The organism is Trinickia sp. Y13 (assembly GCF_029522115.1).
Classification (GTDB): Bacteria; Pseudomonadota; Gammaproteobacteria; order Burkholderiales; family Burkholderiaceae; genus Trinickia.
Map to the genome: position 1 here is coordinate 47,344 of NZ_JAKWFK010000023.1, position 17,516 is coordinate 64,859.

General features: G+C 63.3%; 11 protein-coding genes. 9 read left to right on the top strand and 2 right to left on the bottom strand.

The window, feature by feature from the left end:
• Positions 1-6: 6 nt before the first annotated feature.
• Positions 7-1,188 (bottom strand): glycosyltransferase, encoded by a 1,182-nt coding sequence (locus tag MMB74_RS25715; RefSeq protein WP_277431485.1) that lies wholly within the window; start codon positions 1,186-1,188, stop codon positions 7-9.
• 447 nt (positions 1,189-1,635) lie between these two features.
• Between MMB74_RS25715 and ispH the strand changes: the two genes are divergently transcribed.
• The 4 genes from ispH to MMB74_RS25735 all read left to right on the top strand — a co-directional run bounded on the left by ispH (position 1,636) and on the right by MMB74_RS25735 (position 5,942).
• A complete protein-coding gene (gene ispH, locus MMB74_RS25720; protein WP_277431486.1) occupies positions 1,636-2,580 on the top strand; it encodes a 4-hydroxy-3-methylbut-2-enyl diphosphate reductase in 945 nt (314 codons plus the stop codon).
• Between the two features lie 10 nt (positions 2,581-2,590).
• Positions 2,591-3,742, top strand: coding sequence for an adenosyl-hopene transferase HpnH (gene hpnH, locus MMB74_RS25725; RefSeq protein WP_277431487.1), 1,152 nt, complete (start codon positions 2,591-2,593; stop codon positions 3,740-3,742).
• 128 nt (positions 3,743-3,870) lie between these two features.
• Complete coding sequence (locus tag MMB74_RS25730; protein WP_277431488.1) at positions 3,871-5,301, top strand: cache domain-containing protein; 1,431 nt, start codon at positions 3,871-3,873, stop codon at positions 5,299-5,301.
• Positions 5,298-5,942 (top strand): response regulator transcription factor, encoded by a 645-nt coding sequence (locus MMB74_RS25735; protein WP_277431489.1) that lies wholly within the window; start codon positions 5,298-5,300, stop codon positions 5,940-5,942. The genes MMB74_RS25730 and MMB74_RS25735 overlap by 4 nt, the downstream gene beginning before the upstream one ends.
• Before the next feature lie 14 nt (positions 5,943-5,956).
• On the opposite strand, the gene MMB74_RS25740 is transcribed toward MMB74_RS25735, so the two are convergent.
• Entirely contained in the window at positions 5,957-6,553 is a 597-nt protein-coding gene (locus MMB74_RS25740) for an ABC transporter substrate-binding protein (protein WP_277431490.1), read from the bottom strand.
• Positions 6,554-6,786: 233 nt separating this feature from the next.
• Between MMB74_RS25740 and MMB74_RS25745 the strand changes: the two genes are divergently transcribed.
• The 5 genes from MMB74_RS25745 to MMB74_RS25765 form a co-directional block, all read left to right on the top strand.
• Positions 6,787-9,423, top strand: coding sequence for an MMPL family transporter (locus MMB74_RS25745; protein ID WP_277431491.1), 2,637 nt, complete (start codon positions 6,787-6,789; stop codon positions 9,421-9,423).
• Complete coding sequence (locus MMB74_RS25750; protein WP_277431492.1) at positions 9,416-10,417, top strand: VacJ family lipoprotein; 1,002 nt, start codon at positions 9,416-9,418, stop codon at positions 10,415-10,417. The genes MMB74_RS25745 and MMB74_RS25750 overlap by 8 nt, the downstream gene beginning before the upstream one ends.
• 41 nt (positions 10,418-10,458) lie before the next feature.
• The gene (locus MMB74_RS25755; protein ID WP_277431493.1) at positions 10,459-11,226 is read left to right on the top strand and encodes a sulfite exporter TauE/SafE family protein; all 768 of its coding nucleotides are present in this window, start codon (positions 10,459-10,461) and stop codon (positions 11,224-11,226) included.
• A gap of 286 nt (positions 11,227-11,512) precedes the next feature.
• The gene (locus MMB74_RS25760) at positions 11,513-14,548 is read left to right on the top strand and encodes a type VI secretion system Vgr family protein (RefSeq protein WP_277431494.1); all 3,036 of its coding nucleotides are present in this window, start codon (positions 11,513-11,515) and stop codon (positions 14,546-14,548) included.
• Between the two features lie 51 nt (positions 14,549-14,599).
• Positions 14,600-17,516 (top strand): DUF6531 domain-containing protein (locus tag MMB74_RS25765; protein ID WP_277431495.1); only part of this gene is annotated, 2,917 nt, incomplete at its 3' end.

Sequence of the window (17,516 nt, forward strand, 5' to 3'; positions counted from 1 at the left end):
GCAGGCTCAATTGCCCTGCGCGGGCGCTTGCACGCGAGCTTTCCACTGCCCCCCCTTGCCGCGCCAGTACCGCACGGCGGATGCCACCGTCGCACCCACGTAAAAGAGCGCGATGAGCGGCAAAGCGGGCGCCCACCAGGGCGAGCGGCCGTAATAGCGCAGCATGGGCGCGTAGGCGCAGCACATCGCCGCCCAAGCGAGCCACGCGGGCCAGCCGAGCGGGCCGAGCGCCATCGCCACCACTGGCGGCGCCAGATAGATCACGCCCATCCCTGCCAACGTTCCCGCAAGCAACCACGGCGAATATCGCAACTGCGTGAAAGCCGTACGCGCGATCATGTTCCAGATTTCGCCGGGGCCGTCGTACGGACGTAGCGAGTGGCTGCTCGCGGCCACGTCGAGACGAATCGCATGGCGGCCTTGGCCGCGATGCTTGATGCGCGCCGCGAGCGAGCAATCGTCGATCAAGGCGGCGCGGATCGACGCCATGCCGCCGGCCTCCTCCAGCGCCGCACGCTTCACCAGCATGCACCCGCCCGCCGCCGCGGCTGTCTTGTTGCGAGGATCGTTGACCCACTTGAACGGGTAGAGCTTGGCGAAAAAGAAAACGAACGCGGGAATGAGGGCCTTTTCCCAGAACGAATCGCAGCGTAGCCGCACCATCAGCGAAACCAGATCGCGACGCTCGATCGTTGCACGTGCAACGAGTTGCGCGACGGCATCGGGCGGATGCGCGATGTCGGCATCGGTCAACAGCAGAAAATCGGCAGGCAGGCCGCGCGCCTCGATGGCGGCGACGCCCTGAGACTGCGCCCACACTTTGCCGGACCATCCGGCGGGCAGCGGCTCGGCGGCGATCACCGTCAACCGCTCGGGTACGCCCCGCGCGAGCGCCGCGGCGCGTGCGACATCGGCCGTGCCGTCTGTACTGTGATCGTCGACGACGACAACGTGGAAGGCCCCCTCATAGGCTTGCTCGATCAGCGACGTCACAGCCGCGCCGATCACGTCCGCTTCATTGCGCGCCGGCACGACCGCGACCACCGCGGGCCATGAGCCGAAGGCTTCGATAGCGTCGGCGGCGACTTTCGGCGCGCAGCGCGTGCGCCAAAACCCGCCACGCGCGAAGAGCAGAACGCACCATATGATCAGAGAAAGCGCCGACAATCCGAAGAGCGCGGCGGTCATGCGCGCCCCCTCACGGCAACGAGGCCGGCGGGCCGATCACCGCGAACGGCCGCGCCCGCGACCGGATGCGGGCGCTCGACGGAGCACGGCGTGAAGCGATATGAATAGTGAGCGGAGGGCATCCTACGGGGTCATCGAAATAAAAATGAAAGGATTTGCGCAAACAAGGCGCACGGAAAGGCGTGCGGCCGGCTAGGTGCGGCCCGCTCGGCTAGTTTACCGGCTTGCCGGCGCCATTGGCGCAGACCGCGCCGAGCGGCCTGCTGGCATTCTTGCAACGCCCGCCTGCCTTGCTGGAAGCGTTCGAGGTCCGATAGCGTTAGAATGCGCGTTTGGGTTGGTTTGCCGGCTATCACGCCCGCTCTCTAATAATAGGTTTGAATCTGGGCAATCATGCCGCTAAGTGCCGGCGGCCCGATATCCCGATTCGGTCGGAGTTCGCCATACATGCGAGTCATCCTTGCTCAACCCCGCGGCTTTTGTGCGGGCGTCGTTCGCGCCATCGAAATCGTCGATCGCGCATTGCAACGGCACGGCGCGCCCGTGTACGTGCGGCATGAAATCGTGCATAACCGGCACGTCGTAGAGAATTTGCGCAGTAAAGGCGCGCGTTTCGTCGAAGAATTGGACGAAGTGCCGCACGGGGCGGTCGCTATTTTCAGCGCACACGGCGTGGCCCAAAGCGTCGAGGACGATGCGCAGGCGCGCGGGCTCGATGTGCTCGACGCCACGTGTCCGCTCGTCACCAAGGTACACGTGCAAGGCCGCCAATACGTGGCTGCTGGCCGCACGCTGATCCTGATCGGGCATGCGGGGCATCCTGAAGTGGAAGGCACGATCGGCCAGATTCCGGGCAAGGTGCTGCTCGTGCAGAGCGAAGCCGAAGTCGCCAAGCTCGACCTGCCCCAGGACACGCCGCTCGCCTATGTGACGCAGACCACGCTGTCGGTCGACGATACCCGCGGCATCATCGAAGCGCTGATGCAGCGCTTCAGCAATATCGTCGGTCCCGATACGCGCGATATTTGCTATGCCACGCAGAACCGGCAAGCCGCGGTGCGGGAATTGAGCGAGCAAGTCGACGTCTTGCTCGTCGTGGGTGCGACGAACAGTTCGAACTCGAACCGGCTGCGCGAGATCGGCGCCGAAACGGGCGTGCCGAGCTATCTCGTCGCCGACGGCTCCGAGATCAAAAGCGAATGGTTCGCCAACGCGCGAGCGGTTGGCATTACGGCCGGCGCTTCGGCGCCGGAGGAAATGGTCGAACACGTGATCGATGCGCTGCGCGCGCTGGGCCCTGTCGAAGTCTCGACCATGACGGGCCGGGAAGAGAAAGTCGAATTCAAGCTGCCGGCAAAGCTCACGGAGCCTGCCGACGCACGCCAAGTTTAAGGAGGTTGCCTTGTCGATCCCGCTTTTGCAGAAAGTCCGCGTGGGCGCTTATATCGCGCGCCAACATTTCAGCGGCAACAAACGCTATCCGCTCGCGCTGATGCTCGAGCCGCTTTTTCGCTGCAATCTCGCCTGTAATGGCTGCGGCAAGATCGATTATCCCGATCCCATTCTGAATCAACGGCTGTCGATCGAAGAATGCCTCGGCGCAGTCGACGAGTGCGGCGCCCCCGTGGTCTCGATCGCCGGCGGCGAGCCGCTGCTGCACAAGGACATGCCCACCATCGTCAAGGGCATCATCGCGCGCAAGAAGTTCGTCTATCTCTGCACGAACGCGTTGTTGATGGAAAAGAAGATGGACGATTACGAGCCGAGCCCATACTTCGTTTGGTCGGTTCACCTCGACGGCGACCAGGCGATGCACGATCACTCGGTGTCGCAAGAAGGCGTGTACGAGAAGGCCGTCGCCGCAATTCGCGAAGCGAAGCGCCGCGGCTTTCGCGTCAACATCAACTGCACGCTGTTCAACGATGCTAAACCCGAGCGCGTCGCAGCGTTCTTCGATACGCTCGGGCCGATGGGCGTGGACGGCATCACCGTCTCGCCCGGCTATGCCTACGAGCGTGCGCCGGATCAGCAGCACTTCCTGAACCGCGATAAAACCAAGCAACTGTTCCGCGAGATCTTCAAGCGCGGCAATCGCGGCAAGAACTGGTCGTTCAGCCAATCGGCGATGTTCCTCGATTTCCTCGCGGGCAACCAAACCTATCACTGCACGCCGTGGGGCAACCCGGCGCGTACGGTGTTCGGCTGGCAGCGCCCGTGCTATCTCGTCGGCGAAGGTTATGCAAAGACCTTCAAAGAGTTGATGGAAGAAACCGATTGGGACGCGTACGGCACCGGCAATTATGAGAAGTGCGCCGATTGCATGGTTCACAGCGGCTTCGAAGCGACCGCCGTCATGGATACGGTGGCGCATCCGCTGAAGGCGCTGGGCGTGAGCATGCGCGGCCCGAAGATCGAAGGCGCATTCGCCAAGGACATTCCGCTCGACAAGCAGCGTCCCGCCGAATACGTGTTCTCGCGCCACGTCGAGATCAAGCTCGAAGAAATCGGGCGCGCAGCCAATACGAAGAAAGCACGCACGGCGGCGGTACACTAAGCGTCGGTTCTTGGTACGCCTCGCCAGAGCGGCGCGGTCCCGATGGGCCGCGCCGCTTTGTTTTGCGGCGAAACATCAGCGGTTTTGTTCACACGAATGCCCGTTTCCAAGAACGCGGCGCTGTCGAGATGAAGATCAAGACGAAGATCTTTTTGCTGGCGATCGTTCCGTTCGTCATCGCCATCGCGGGCATCGGCATCGGTGTGCGCCTGCAGGCCGCCGCCCTCGTCAAAGCGCAGCGCGAGACCGTGGAAGCCGCGTATCTCTCGAGCAAAAGGACCGAACTCAAGCATTACGTCGACCTCGCGGTAACGGCCATCACGCCGCTTTACGAGGCGGGCGGCGATGCGAAAGACGACGAGGCGCACCAACGCGAAGCGCTCGCCATGCTGCAGCGCATGGACTTCGGGCCGGATGGCTATTTCTTCGTCTACGACATGAAGGGCGACTCGCTGATGCATCCGCGCGAGCCCGATCTCGTCGGCCACAACTGGTGGCTGCTCAAGGACCCCCGCGGCAGATTGACGATACAGCGGCTCATCTCGGCCGCGAACGCGGGCGGGGGCTACGTGCGCTATGTTTGGCATCGTCCGTCCACGCATCGCCTCGAACCCAAGCTCGGATACGTCGTACCTTTGCCCCGCTGGGGCTGGATGATCGGCACGGGCATTTATCTCGACGGCGTCACCGAGGCCCTCACGCGCATCGACGCCAGCGCTTCGACCAACATCACGCACACCATGACGTGGATCGGCGTCATCGCACTCGCCGGCTTCGGGGTCATTACGGCCTGCGCGCTATTCTTGAACGTCTCCGAATATCGCAGCGCCGACGCCAAGCTCAAGCGCCTCGCACAACAAGTGGTCGAATCGCAAGAACATGAGCGCGCGCGACTTTCCCGCGAACTGCACGACGGCATCAGTCAAATGATGGTGTCGGTCAAGCTCTTGCTCGAATCGGCGCTCGCGCGCCTCGAACACGCAAGCCACCCCCAAATGCGCGTGCCCAGTGCCGAATCGGCGCTCGGCACCGCCCTTACGCGGCTATCGCATGTCCTGCGCGAAGTGCGACGCATCTCGCATGCGCTGCGTCCCTCCATGCTCGACGACCTCGGCTTGGCCGCCGCGCTCGAGCAGTTGACGCGCGAACTCGGCGAGGAGACGGGGATCGACATGCGGGTCGAAACGGACGCCGCCTCGCGCGCCGCCGTGCTGCCGGCGGCCATCAACACGGCGTTGTTCAGGGTCGCTCAGGAAGCGCTGACCAACATCGTGCGGCACGCGCAGGCAGCGCATGTCACGCTGGCCTTCTCCGTTGCAGAACAAGCCGTGAACTTGACGATTGCGGACGATGGGCGCGGCTTCGACATCGACCGTGTGCACGCGGATGCTCGCGGCGGCATCGGCTTGCGCAACATGCGCGAGCGGCTCGATGCACTCGCCGGCACGCTGACGATCGCATCGCAACCGGGTCGAACGGTCGTCGCCGCATCGGCGCCGCTGCCGCACCCCGCACCGGCGCGGGCGGCCGATTCTTCGCAAGACACTCATCGCCTATGAACCCACTCCCCTCCTCGCAACCGGCCAGCATCATCCTCGTCGACGACCATCCGCTCGTGCGCGACGGCTTGCGACTACGGCTCGAAGGCCTGCCCGGCTTCGTCGTGGCCGGAGAAGCGGGCAATGCCGAAGAAGCGCTAACCCTGGCGCAAACGCTTTCACCCGATCTCGCGTTGATGGACGTGGGCATGAACGGCATGAGCGGCATCGCGTTGGCCGGCGTCTTCCACGAACGCTTCCCGGCCGTGCGCGTGCTGATGCTGTCGATGCACGACAACATCGAGTATGTGATGCAAGCTGTACGGGCCGGAGCGAGCGGCTATGTGTTGAAGGATTCGCCGGCCACTGAGATCGTTCACGCGATTGCGGCCGTACTGCAGAACCGAACGTTCTTCAGCGCCGGAATCGCGGCGCGCATGATTCAAGCCAGCACGTTGCAAACACCGGTGGAGCGCCTGACGCCGCGCGAAAGCGAAATTCTCGATGCGCTCGCGGAAGGACTGTCGAGCAAGCAGATTGCCGAGCGCTACGGGTTGTCGGTGCGCACGGTGGAAACCCACCGGCTGAACGTGAAACGCAAGCTCGAGATCGAAGGGCAGGCCGAACTGATCAAGTTCGCCGTCGAACGGCGCCGGCGTTGACCGGCGCAGCTCGCTCACTCGCTGCGGGCGTTGTGCTCGGTCAGGTACTTGATTAGGCCGTCGACGCCGCCTTTGGCCAACTGGGGCTTGAACTGATTCTGGTAGACCTGAATGAGCCACGCGCCGGACATGTCGATGTCGTAAATCTTCCAATCGTTGCCGGCTTTGCCGAGCCGATAGCCGACCTGCTGGCTGTCGCCGGGCGTCGTGACGGTGGACATAACCAGCGCATCGTTGGCGCTCGCTTGTTCCTGCTTGAAGGAGAATCGCGCATCTTGGGTGCCGAGCTGCGCAAGCGATGCCGCGTAAGTGCGTGTCATCAGGACTTTAAATTGCTTCGTCAATTCCTGTTGCTGCGCCGGCGTGGCTTGCTTCCACGCATCGCCCACGGCGATACGTGCGGTCCGCTCGAAGTTGGTCGCGGGCAGGAAGTGACTCCGCACGATTTGCGTGATCTTCGGCATGTCGCCGCCGCGCGCGGCAGGATCTTGCTTCATGGCGTCCACGGTGCCCACGACGGCTTGCTTGACCACATCGACGGGAGCCGATTGCGCCCAGGCGGCGGCGCTGACGAACGCCGCGGTGAAAAATGCAAACAGATGACGTTTCATGGAATGTCGAACTCGAATGAAAGGGGATCGATAGCGCCGCTCGAGCCTGGGCATGCGAGCGCGGTCATCGTGCGATCCGGGCAGTATACCGGTCCTAGTGCGGCCATCCTGGGGTTGGACGCATGCCGGGCGTGGCCGGTTCCGCACCGCCGTGCTCTGCGTGCGGGGGCCATGAGCCGTCCCCCGGTATACTTAGGCGTTTTGCCTCCCCGATTTCCGCTGCCGGTCGATTCATGCTGACGCCTCTCATCGTTCGTCTCGTCGCCTTTTCCGTGCGCCGCCCGGTCTGGATCGTCGCGCTCGCGCTCGTCTTGGCGGCAGCGAGCAGCGTATACATGACGCGGCATTTCAAAATCAACACCGACGTCAGCAAGCTGATCGAAACCGATGCGCAATGGTCCGCGCTCAGCGGCGCAATGGACCGGGCGTTCCCCGATCGCGATCAGACCATCCTTGCCGTCGTCGAGGCGGGCGCACCCGAATTGGCGGACGCCGCCGCCGATGCGCTGGCCACCGGGCTGGCGAGCCCCGCGTACCGCTCCCGGGTCGGCGCAGTTTCGCAGCCGGGCGGCGGCCCCCTGTTCGAGCACAACGGCATGCTGTTTTTGCCGGCCGACAGCGTAGCGAAAACGACGGCGCAGCTCTCGCAAGCGCGCCCGCTCATCAACACGCTGGCGCACGATCCGAGCGTCACGGGCCTTGCCACGACGTTATCGACGATGCTCGGGCTGCCGTTGCAGTCGGGCCAAGTGCAATTGCCCGCCATGGCCAACCTGCTGACACGGGCGGCCAATACGGTGGACGCCGTCCTGGCCGGTAAAAATGCGGCCTTTTCATGGCGAGCGCTGGTCGACGCCGATGCGGCCCGTCAACCGGCCCGAGCGTTCGTCACGGTGCAACCGGTCGTGAACTACGGCGCATTGCAAGCCGGCGCGCAGGCGTCGGAGACGATTCGCACCGTGGCACGCGAACTCGATCTGCAGAAGCGCTATGGCGCCGTCGTGCGCCTGACCGGCGCACAACCGCTTGCCGACGAAGAATTCGCTTCGGTCCAAGACGGTGCGATCGTCAACGGCATCGGCACGCTCCTCGTCGTCCTGGCCATTCTTTGGCTTGCATTGCGTTCGAAGCGGATGATTCTGGCCGTGCTCGTTACGCTGGCCGTCGGTTTGCCGATCACAGCAGCGCTCGGCCTCATGATGGTCGGCTCGCTGAACATGATCTCGGTCGCGTTCATGGTGTTGTTCATCGGGCTGGGCGCCGATTTCGCCATTCAATACGGCGTGAAGTACCGCGAGGAACGGCACCGCGACCCTCGGCTCGACCATGCGCTCGTCGGCGCCGCCCACTCGATGGGACTGCCGCTCACGTTGGCGGCGGCAGCCGTCGCGACCAGCTTCTTTTCGTTTTTGCCGACCGCCTACCGCGGCGTCTCGGAACTTGGCCTGATCGCCGGCGTGGGCATGATCGTCGCCTACTTCAGCACGATGACGTTACTGCCCGCGCTGCTCAAGCTGATGGCGCCTCCGGGAGAGGCGTCGCGTCCCGGCTTCGCGCGCTTGGCGCCCGTCGACGATTTCCTGCAAGACCACCGCAAGCCGATATTGCTGGGCACGCTCGTCATCGTGCTCGGCGCCACGCCGTTGCTGCTGCATCTGCGTTTCGATTTCAACCCGCTGCATTTGAAAGATCCGACGACCGAATCGATGGCGACGCTGTTGTCGCTGAAAGATTCGCCCGAAGCTTCGATCAACGATGTCGCCGTGCTCGCGCCTTCGCTCGCGGCGGCCGATTTGACGGCTCGCCGCGTCGGCGCGCTGCCCGAAGTCGGGCGCGTCACTACGCTCACGAGCTTCATCCCGCCCGACCAGCCGCAAAAGATTTCCCTGATCGAGCCGGCTGCGCAAGCCCTGCTGCCTGCACTGACGCAACCGCCCGCGCCCCCGGCGGCCGACGCGCAGCGTGTCGCCGCACTAAAGCGCGCGTCGAATCAGCTCACGTATGCGGCCGACGACCACCCCGGCCCCGGCGCGAACGAAGCGCGGCGGCTATCGGCCTCGCTCGCCAAGCTCGCGGCCGCGGACGCCGCAATGCGCGACCGGGCCGAGGCGGCCTTCTCGACCCCGTTGCGGCTCGCCCTGCGGCAACTCACGATGTTGCTGCAGCCGTCGGTCATCACGCGCGAGACCTTGCCGCCCGCACTCGTGCGCGATTGGGTCGCCCCCGACGGCCGCGCGCTCGTGCAAATTTCACCGCGCGTGTCGCCTGGCGCCGACTCGAACGACGATACGATGCTGCGCCAGTTCGCCCACGCGGTGAAGCAGGCCGAGCCGAATGCGGTCGGCGGACCGATCTCGATCCTGCATTCGGCCAATACGATCATCTCGGCGTTCTTGCAAGCGGCAGCTTGGGCAGTCCTTTCGATCACGCTGCTGCTATGGGTCACGCTGGGCCGATTCGGAGATGTCTTGCGGACCATGATTCCGCTGCTCGTCTCCGCTCTGGTCACGCTCGAGCTCTGCGTCGCGTTCGACATGCCGCTGAACTTCGCGAACATCATTGCGTTGCCGCTGATGCTCGGGGTGGGCGTCGCCTTCAAGGTCTACTTCGTGATGGCATGGCGCGCCGGCCAGACCAGCCTGCTCGCGTCGAGCCTCACGCATGCGGTATTGTTCAGTGCCGCCACGACGGCCACGGCCTTCGGCAGCTTATGGCTATCGCACCATCCCGGCACTGCCAGCATGGGCCGCCTACTGGCGCTCGCGCTGACTTGCACGCTCATCGGCGCGGTCGTGTTCCAGCCCGTGCTCATGGGCAAACCACGCGCCGCCCGCGCCCAAAAGGACGGATTAGAAGGAATTGATGGATAACCTACGAACCTTGGCCGCGACGGCGCTCGCCGCGGCCCTTTTGAGCGGCTGCGCGAGCCCGGATCAGCGCACCGCGGGCGACCCTTTGGAGCCCATGAATCGTGTGATATTCAAGGTCAATGACACGATCGATCGCACTGTGGCCGTGCCGATCGCCAAGGGCTATCAGAAGATCACGCCGCACCCGCTGCGCACGGCGATCAGCAACTTCTTCTCGAACTTGGGCGATCTGAATAACTTCGCCAATGAATTGCTGCAGTTGAAGATCACCGATGCCACGCAAGATTTGATTCGTTTCGCGATGAACACGACGTTCGGCATCGGCGGGCTGATCGATTTCGCCACGCCAGCCCGCTTGCCGAAGCACCATCAAGACTTTGGCCTGACGCTTGGTCACTGGGGCATACCATCCGGGCCCTACCTCGTGCTGCCGATCTTTGGACCGAGTTCGTTCCGCGACGGCGTGGGGCTTGCCGTCGACACGCGCTTCAGCCCGATGATTTACGCGCCTACCGATTCGAAAAGGCCGCTGTACGCCTTGCAGTTCGTCAGTGCAAGGTCGGACATGCTCGGAGCGACGAATATTCTCGAACAGGCTGCGCTCGACAAATATTCGTTCGTGCGCGACGCCTATACGCAGCAACGTCGCGCCGCACTGGGTGCGGATTCGTCGAAGCCACCGGCGCTGCCTAATTACGGCGACGAGGACGAAAGCAGCACGGGCGCCACAGCGCCCGCTGCGGCAAGCGCGGCGGCGGCCGAGGGCGCCTCGGCGGCTTCTGCGGTCGCTCCTGCTTCGCATGTCCCCGCGACGCCCCCCGCTTCTGCGGCGTCGGCCACGGCCACGGCCAAGCCCTCGCCCGCATCGGCATCGGCGCCGGCATCGGCATCGGCATCGGCATCGGCGCCGGCGCCGGCGGCGGCATCCGGTGTTCCGCCGTTCAATACACCCGCTGGTGCGCCACCGTCGAACGGCACGAACCCACCGCAATGAACCGTAGACACCCCTAAATCATGTTTCCTACGGCTCAAGGCATGTTGAGTTCCACCTTGCATGCGATGGACCCTTATGCCCTCGCGGGTATCGTCGCCGCCCTGCTCGTGGGCGGAATGGTCAAGGGCATCGTCAGCATCGGCGTGCCGCTCGTGGCTATGCCGATCCTCAGTCAGATGATGCCGGTCAAGCAGGCGGTGCTGCTGCTGTCGATGCCCGTCATTCTCGGCAACATTCCCCAAGCATTGGAAGGCGGAGAAACACTGGCCACCGCGCGGCGCATCCTCGCGCCGCTCGTGGGAACGGTGCTCGGCAATATCGTGGGCGTGTCGATCCTGATCTCGCTCGAGCCGCATCACGCACAGGCTGCGGCCGGTGCGTTACTCGCATTGGCCGCAGCCCTTCTGCTGGCCTCGCCTCGCCTCACACTCGCGCCAGGCTGGGTCAAGCCTGTCGGCTTCGCCCTGGGCTTCGGCGCGGCCCTGATGGAAAGCATCGCGTCGATCCCCGGGCCCTTGCTCGCCATCTACCTCATTTCCTCCGGCGCCCGCGGCAAGGCGTTCACGAAGCAAATGGCGATGATTCTCGTCGTTTCGATCGTGACACTACTGCTCGCCTTCAAGAGCGGCGCGCACGCGTCGAGCGCGGACTTGTTCATCTCGGCCGCCGCCAGCATCCCCGTCATCGCCGGCATGCTGATCGCGCGCCCGCTGCGCGACAAACTGCCGCCGCACGCCTTTCGGATCATCGTTTTGCTGTTCGTGCTCGGCGCCGCCGGCCAAATGATCCGCAAGGCCATGGGCGCATAACCCTTCCTCGAAGGTCAAAATCGAACGCCCATCACCCGCCATCGAATTATACAGTTCGTTCTGTACGGGAAATATTTCCGATTCAGTGAAGTCATTCCCAAGAATATCTGCATTTTTTTCTTGCATCAATGCGAAACAATCACGACACAGCTCGATAAATCTCATTGCGCGAGTCATTCGCTTGTTTGGAACGTAATCGCTATCGATTTCGTCATGTAGGTCTATTAAAATCACCGCCTCCCTAGCGCTGTCGATAGCGCAGCCCTTGCTCTAAAGGAATGGCGGAATGACGTCCAATACGCTTGTCGATGCGCTCTATTACGGCGCAGCCCAGCGCAATCGCCTGCTCAAGCTCGATACGCCGCTTGGCGCGGATTGGCTGGTGCCGCTTCAAGCAAAAGGCAGCGCGCAGCTTGGGCGCGATTACGAATTCATTGTCGATGTCGCCTCGATCCGCGGCAGCGAAATCAAGCTCGACGCGTTAATCGGGCAGCCGATCACGCTTTGGCTGCAGAAAACCGACGGCGCCTATCTGCCCTACCACGGCTATGTGCATGCGTTCAGCCGATTGGGAACGGATGGGTCGCTTACTTACTACCAATTGCGATTTTCCTCGTGGTTGCATTTTCTGCGGCTGCGGCGCGACATGCGCGATTGGCAAGAGCAAACGGGCGAACAGATCATCGCCGATGTTTTCGACCAGCATCCGCAGGCGCAAGGGGCTTATCGTTTCGATTTGCGGCAGCCGATGCCGCAGTATTCGAATCGCGTGCAATGGGAATACGACTGGAATTTCGTCCATCGCAGTCTCGAGGAAGCAGGGGTCTTCGGCCGCTTCGAACAAGCGCCCGACGGCAAATCGCACACGCTCGTGTTGATGGACGACGCGTATTTGCTGCCTGAACTCGAACCCAAGACAGTCGAGTTTCGCCGCACCGGCTTGCGTGAAGAAGTCGACGGTCTCACGCAATGGAAGGAACAGCAAGCAATCCAAAGCGCGACGCTCAAGACGCGCACGTTCGATTACAAGCGTCCCGACTTGCCGAAGGAAGTCACGAGCGCGATCAACGCGCATGAAGACATACCCGCGCAAGGCGAGGTATACGACTACACGGGCGCCTACACCTGGGGGCCGCGCGATCGCGGCGAGCATCAGGCCTCCGTGCGCACGCAGGCGTGGCAATCGCAGGCGAAGCGCTATCACGGCATTGGCAGCTTGCGCTCGGCTAGCCCCGGCTATTGGTTCAGGTTGAACGGCCATCCCGTCCACGATCGCGATGCACCGCAGGATCGCGAGTTCGCCATCATCGGCACCACGTGGATCATCCGCAACAACCTGCCCGGCATGGACGGCGTGGCGGATTTCCCCGAGAGTTTGCGCGCCGAGGTCAATCATGCCGCAGCCGCGAGCATCGGCGGCGTCGCGGTTAGGCATCCCGATGGAAGCGAAGGCTTTTTTCAAGTCGAGATCGAAGCGCAACGCCGGCGCACGCCGTTTCGCAGCGCGCTCGAACATCGCAAGCCCGTCATGCAGTTGCAGACCGGGATCATCGCGGGGCCGAACGACGAAGAGATCTATACCGATGCGTTGAACCGGGTGAAGGTCTGGTTTCCTTGGAATCGGCGCAACGAGGGCGATGAAGGCGCATCGGTTTGGGTGCGCGCCGCGTTTCCCGATGCCGGCAGCGATCGCGGCGGCCACTACCCGCTGCGAAAGGGCGACGAAGTCATCATCGGATTCATGGAAGGCGATTGCGACCGTCCCGTGATTCTGAGCCGCATGCATGGAGGCGCAGCCCCGCCGACGTGGCACACGCACGGCTTGCTGTCGGGATATCGGTCGAAGGAGTATGCGGGCAGCGGCTTCAATCAGCTCGTGATGGACGACGCCACCGGGCAAAATCGGATTCATCTTTATTCGACCAGCGCCGATTCGCATTTGCATTTGGGCTATCTGGTCGATCACACGAACAATACACGCGGCGCGTACCTTGGCAGCGGCTTCGATCTGAAGTCGAATGCTTACGGTGCTATTCGTGCCGGGCAAGGACTTTACGTCTCGACGTATGCGAAAGGCTCGGGCAGCCAGCCGCTCGACGTCGGCGAATCGCAAAGTCAGTTGATCAACGCGGAGAGTGTCGTCGAAGCGTTATCGCAAGCGAGCGAGCAGCATCAGGCCGAAAGCCTCAAGGACGGTTACGAGGCCATGCGCGCTTACACGGATGCCACGCGTAAAAGCGTGCCTGGCGCCGTCTCGGGCAGTGGCCGCACGGCGGGTGGCGGGGCGGGCAATGCCAACGGGTTCGAGCAACCGGTGCTGCTGTTCGGCAGCCCCTCGGGCATCGGTCTGTCGACACAGCAGTCGGTACACGTGTCGGCGACGGATCACGTGAACTTCGCAACCGGCCAGAGCATGCATCTTGCGGCCGGAAAATCGTTGCTTGCGAGTGTCGGCGAAAAGCTGAGCCTGTTCGTGCAGAACGCCGGAATGAAGCTGTTCGCGGCGAAGGGAAAGATCGAAGTCCAAGCGCAATCGGACAACGTCGAACTCACCGCGCAGAAAGGCGTGAAGATCGTCTCGTCCACCGACGCGATCGAGATCGCGGCGGATCAGGGCATCGTGCTCACGAGCGGCGGCGCCTACATCAAGATTGCAGGCGGCAACATCGAGATTCACGGGCCCGGCACCGTCGATGTGAAAGGCGCGCAGCGGCTATTCAACGGCCCTGCGAGCATGGGCTATCCGCTGCCTTCAGCGCGGCCCGATGCACCCGGTCAGCTTGAACTCGTGCATAAGTACGCGAACGAAGCGGCGGTGAAAGGCGGCGCGTTTTCAGTGTTCGATTCGAACGGCTCCTTGCTGAACAAGGGCGCGCTCGACGCAAGCGGCAAGACGATCGTGAGCGGGCTACCGTCCGGCGTCGTGCAAGTCAAATTCGGCGCCGATCCCCGCACACAAGATCAAACGGCGAGCAAGTTCAAGATGCCGCAATGGCCGACAGCGGACGGAGCAAATGGCGAACAGAGCGGCGCCACGGCCGACGCGGGGGATTCGCTCGGGGAATTGATGCCCTCGATGCCAAGCGGATTGAGCAACGGATTCGCCGGCTCTTCGGCGATTTCATCCGAAGGCGCTTCTTCGGGGATGGGCGCAGCGATGAAGCAAGGCATGAGCTTCGCCGAACAAGCCATCGCCAAAGTGCTGCCATCGAGCGCGCAAAGCGCCCTCTCGCAGGCCAACCAGCTCGGCACCGCGGCGCCCACGATGAGTCACTTGCTGCAAAGTGGCCTCGGCGGTCTTTCCATGCCGAAATTCGGCTGATCGCCGGTTCGTTAGTGATCCTTAATAATTTTAAAGAAGCATAACGACGCCATGGCCGACGCGACCGTCTTGCAACCCAAACCGACCGACGTCTACGTAGCGCCGCTGACTGCGATGCATCGCGAGGATGTCGATTCGGCCATCCACGAGCTGGACGTATGGCTGCGCAAGATCAGCCACGACTTCATTACGGTCGAGCGCTTGGAGAGCGTTGCGCAAAACGTCCCCGTCTTGGCGAACATCTTCGCGGCAGTCGATGTCATTGCGGACATCCGCGCGATGATCGAGCACGGCGATAAGCCGATCGACACCTTCGATTGGCTCAATCTGGGCATGGACCTGATCGGCATCGTGCCGATTCCCCTGGGCATGGCCGAGTTGCGCATGGGCGCGCGCCCGATGCTCAAGCTCATCCGCCAGAGCGTGGCAGGCAGCGGCAGGGCGGCGCTCGAAGGCGGCGCTCAAGTGCTGGGCACGGCTATCGTCGAGACATTGGTGGCAAGCCTGAACGCGCGCTACGCGGGCGAGATCGAATCGTTCCTGAAGCTCGTCAAAGACAAGCTCGCCGAGATGCTCGAGCACTGCGCCAAGCTCGTGGGCGATCTGATGACGGCGCTGGCCGATCTATTCGCGCAGGTCGCGGGCGAGAAGCAATTCAGTATCGCGGGCAACGTGCGCGCCGCCGAGCATCACGCGAGCGAAGTGAGCGCGGGCTTTGCCGCTTACGACGCCAAGCAAGCGCTGCACGGCATCGGGGGGCTGCTGGTCGACTGGCTCAAGATGGACGGCAAGGCCACACTGAACGCGGCCACGCAAACGGCCAAGTACATCGACCCGAACTACGGGCACGACCTGAAGGTGATCGCCGACGGTTTGCGCACGCGCATCCCGCAAGTGAAGCAGCGCGTGCTCAGCTTGAACGGCAACGACATCGGCCAGATCGGCTGGCTGATCCAGATCGGCGAGCAAGGGGTCGAGAAGTGGCGCAAGGTCAAGGTGCAGCACCATGTCGTCGCCATCCCGAGTTCGGGCAAAACGCGCGTGATCGAGCAGCGCACCGAAGGCGCGGCTGAAACGATCGAGCGTACGGCGCCGGCCAAGCACCCGGGCGTGGAACCGTGCAAGCTGCATTGCCCGGTGGCCTCGCCCGCGCAAGCCTCGAACTGGTCGGTCGGCTTTGCCCTGGGCGATGAAACGATCGAGCACGTGGACTTCTCCATCGCGGGGCCGATGCCCATCGTTTGGCAGCGCACGTATCGCTCGTTCTTCGACGCCAACGATGAAGACGGAGCGCTGGGCGCACGCTGGATCACGCCGTACACGACGCGCTTTGACATCCACGAGACGAAGCTCGTCTACCACGATGCGGCGGGGCGCAGCGTCGATTACCCGCTGCTCGAGCCGGGCAAGTCTTACGATAACCTTGCGGCCGATCTGACGCTGACGCGGCTGGACGAGCATACGCTCGCATTGAATCGCGGCCCGGAGTTGCTCGAATTGTTCGAGAAAGCGGGCGATCGCTTCCGGCTGCGGCTCATTCGCGACCGCAAGGGCAATCAGATCGGGCTGGACTACGACGAGAAGGGGCGGCTCTTTCGGCTGATGCTGCCGGCCACGCAGGTGGCGTTCCGATACGACGAGCGCTCACGCATCGTCGAGGCGGGGCAATACGACGCCGACGGCAACTTGACCGCCAAGCTCGCGCGCTACACGTACGACGCCGAGAACGACCTCATCGCCGCCACCGATCGTTACGGCAACAAGTGGCAGTACCAGTACAAGCGGCACTTGGTGACACGCTACACGGATCGCACGGGGCGCGGCACGAACCTGCAGTGGGATGGTACCGATCCGAAATCCAAATGCGTGCGCGAATGGCTGGACGACGGCAGCGACGAAGTTCGCTTGGCGTGGCATCCGAACTTCCGGCGTGTGGATGTGACCGATGCGCTGGGCAACGTCACGCAGCACTACTACGACATCAAGGGGTACACGTTTCGCATCGTTCACCCGGACGGCAGCGAAGAGTGGATGTATCGCGACAAGCACGACAACTTGACGCAATACGTGCACCGCGACGGCGGCGTGGAGCAGATGGTCTACGATGCGCGCGGCAACTTGATCCGCCACCATCGGGTGGACGGCAGCGTCGTGGAGATGGCGTACGACAAGAAAGAGCAGATGATTGCGCTGACGGACCCGCACGGGAACGTCTGGCGTCAGGAGTTCGACGGCAAGGGGAACCTGGTCGCGCAGCTCGATCCGCTGGGGCACAAGACCGAATACGGCTACAACGAGCAAGGGCTCGTGACGCAGGTGAAGGACGCCAAGGGCGGCGTGAAGCTGCTCGGCTACGACGGCGCGGGGCAACTGACGCGCTACACCGATTGCTCGGGCAAGACGACCAAGTGGAAATACGATGCGCACGGGCGGCTGACCGAGACGACGGACGCGGCGGGCAATACGACGAAGTACACGTACGGCGAGAACGGGCAGCTGACGCAAGTTCAATCGCCTGCGGGCATCGAGCAGATCCAATACGACGCCGAGGGGCGGCTGCGGGGCCATACCGATGCGTTGGGCCGCAACACGCGTTACCAGTACGACGGCGCGGGGCGGATCGCCGCGCGTGTGGATGCGCTCGATCAGACGATCGCATACCGCTACGACCGGCTGGGGCGGCTCACGGCGCTCACCGATGCCAATCAAGCGACCTATAGCTTCCGCTACGACCCGGTGGGCCGGTTGCTCGAAGAGGTGGCGTTCGACGGCAAGCGCACGCGCTATACGTACGACCAATCCAGCGGGCGGCTGACTTCGATCGACGAGGGGGGGCAAACGACGCAGGTCGAATACGACCGAGGCGGGCGGCTTGCTGCCCGGCGCTCTGGCGACAGCGAGGAGCGTTTTGCCTACGACCAGAGCGGACGGCTCATCGATGCGCAAAACCGCTACAGCCAGATCCAGC

What these genes read in the sequence shown, in the direction of transcription:
- MMB74_RS25715 (WP_277431485.1), bottom strand. Translation starts at nt 1,188, where the DNA reads ATGACCGCCGCGCTCTTCGGATTGTCGGCGCTTTCTCTGATCATATGG.
- MMB74_RS25740 (WP_277431490.1), bottom strand. Translation starts at nt 6,553, where the DNA reads ATGAAACGTCATCTGTTTGCATTTTTCACCGCGGCGTTCGTCAGCGCC.
- MMB74_RS25750 (WP_277431492.1), top strand. Translation starts at nt 9,416, where the DNA reads ATGGATAACCTACGAACCTTGGCCGCGACGGCGCTCGCCGCGGCCCTT.
- MMB74_RS25730 (WP_277431488.1), top strand. Translation starts at nt 3,871, where the DNA reads ATGAAGATCAAGACGAAGATCTTTTTGCTGGCGATCGTTCCGTTCGTC.
- ispH (WP_277431486.1), top strand. Translation starts at nt 1,636, where the DNA reads ATGCGAGTCATCCTTGCTCAACCCCGCGGCTTTTGTGCGGGCGTCGTT.
- MMB74_RS25735 (WP_277431489.1), top strand. Translation starts at nt 5,298, where the DNA reads ATGAACCCACTCCCCTCCTCGCAACCGGCCAGCATCATCCTCGTCGAC.
- MMB74_RS25760 (WP_277431494.1), top strand. Translation starts at nt 11,513, where the DNA reads ATGACGTCCAATACGCTTGTCGATGCGCTCTATTACGGCGCAGCCCAG.
- MMB74_RS25745 (WP_277431491.1), top strand. Translation starts at nt 6,787, where the DNA reads ATGCTGACGCCTCTCATCGTTCGTCTCGTCGCCTTTTCCGTGCGCCGC.
- MMB74_RS25755 (WP_277431493.1), top strand. Translation starts at nt 10,459, where the DNA reads ATGTTGAGTTCCACCTTGCATGCGATGGACCCTTATGCCCTCGCGGGT.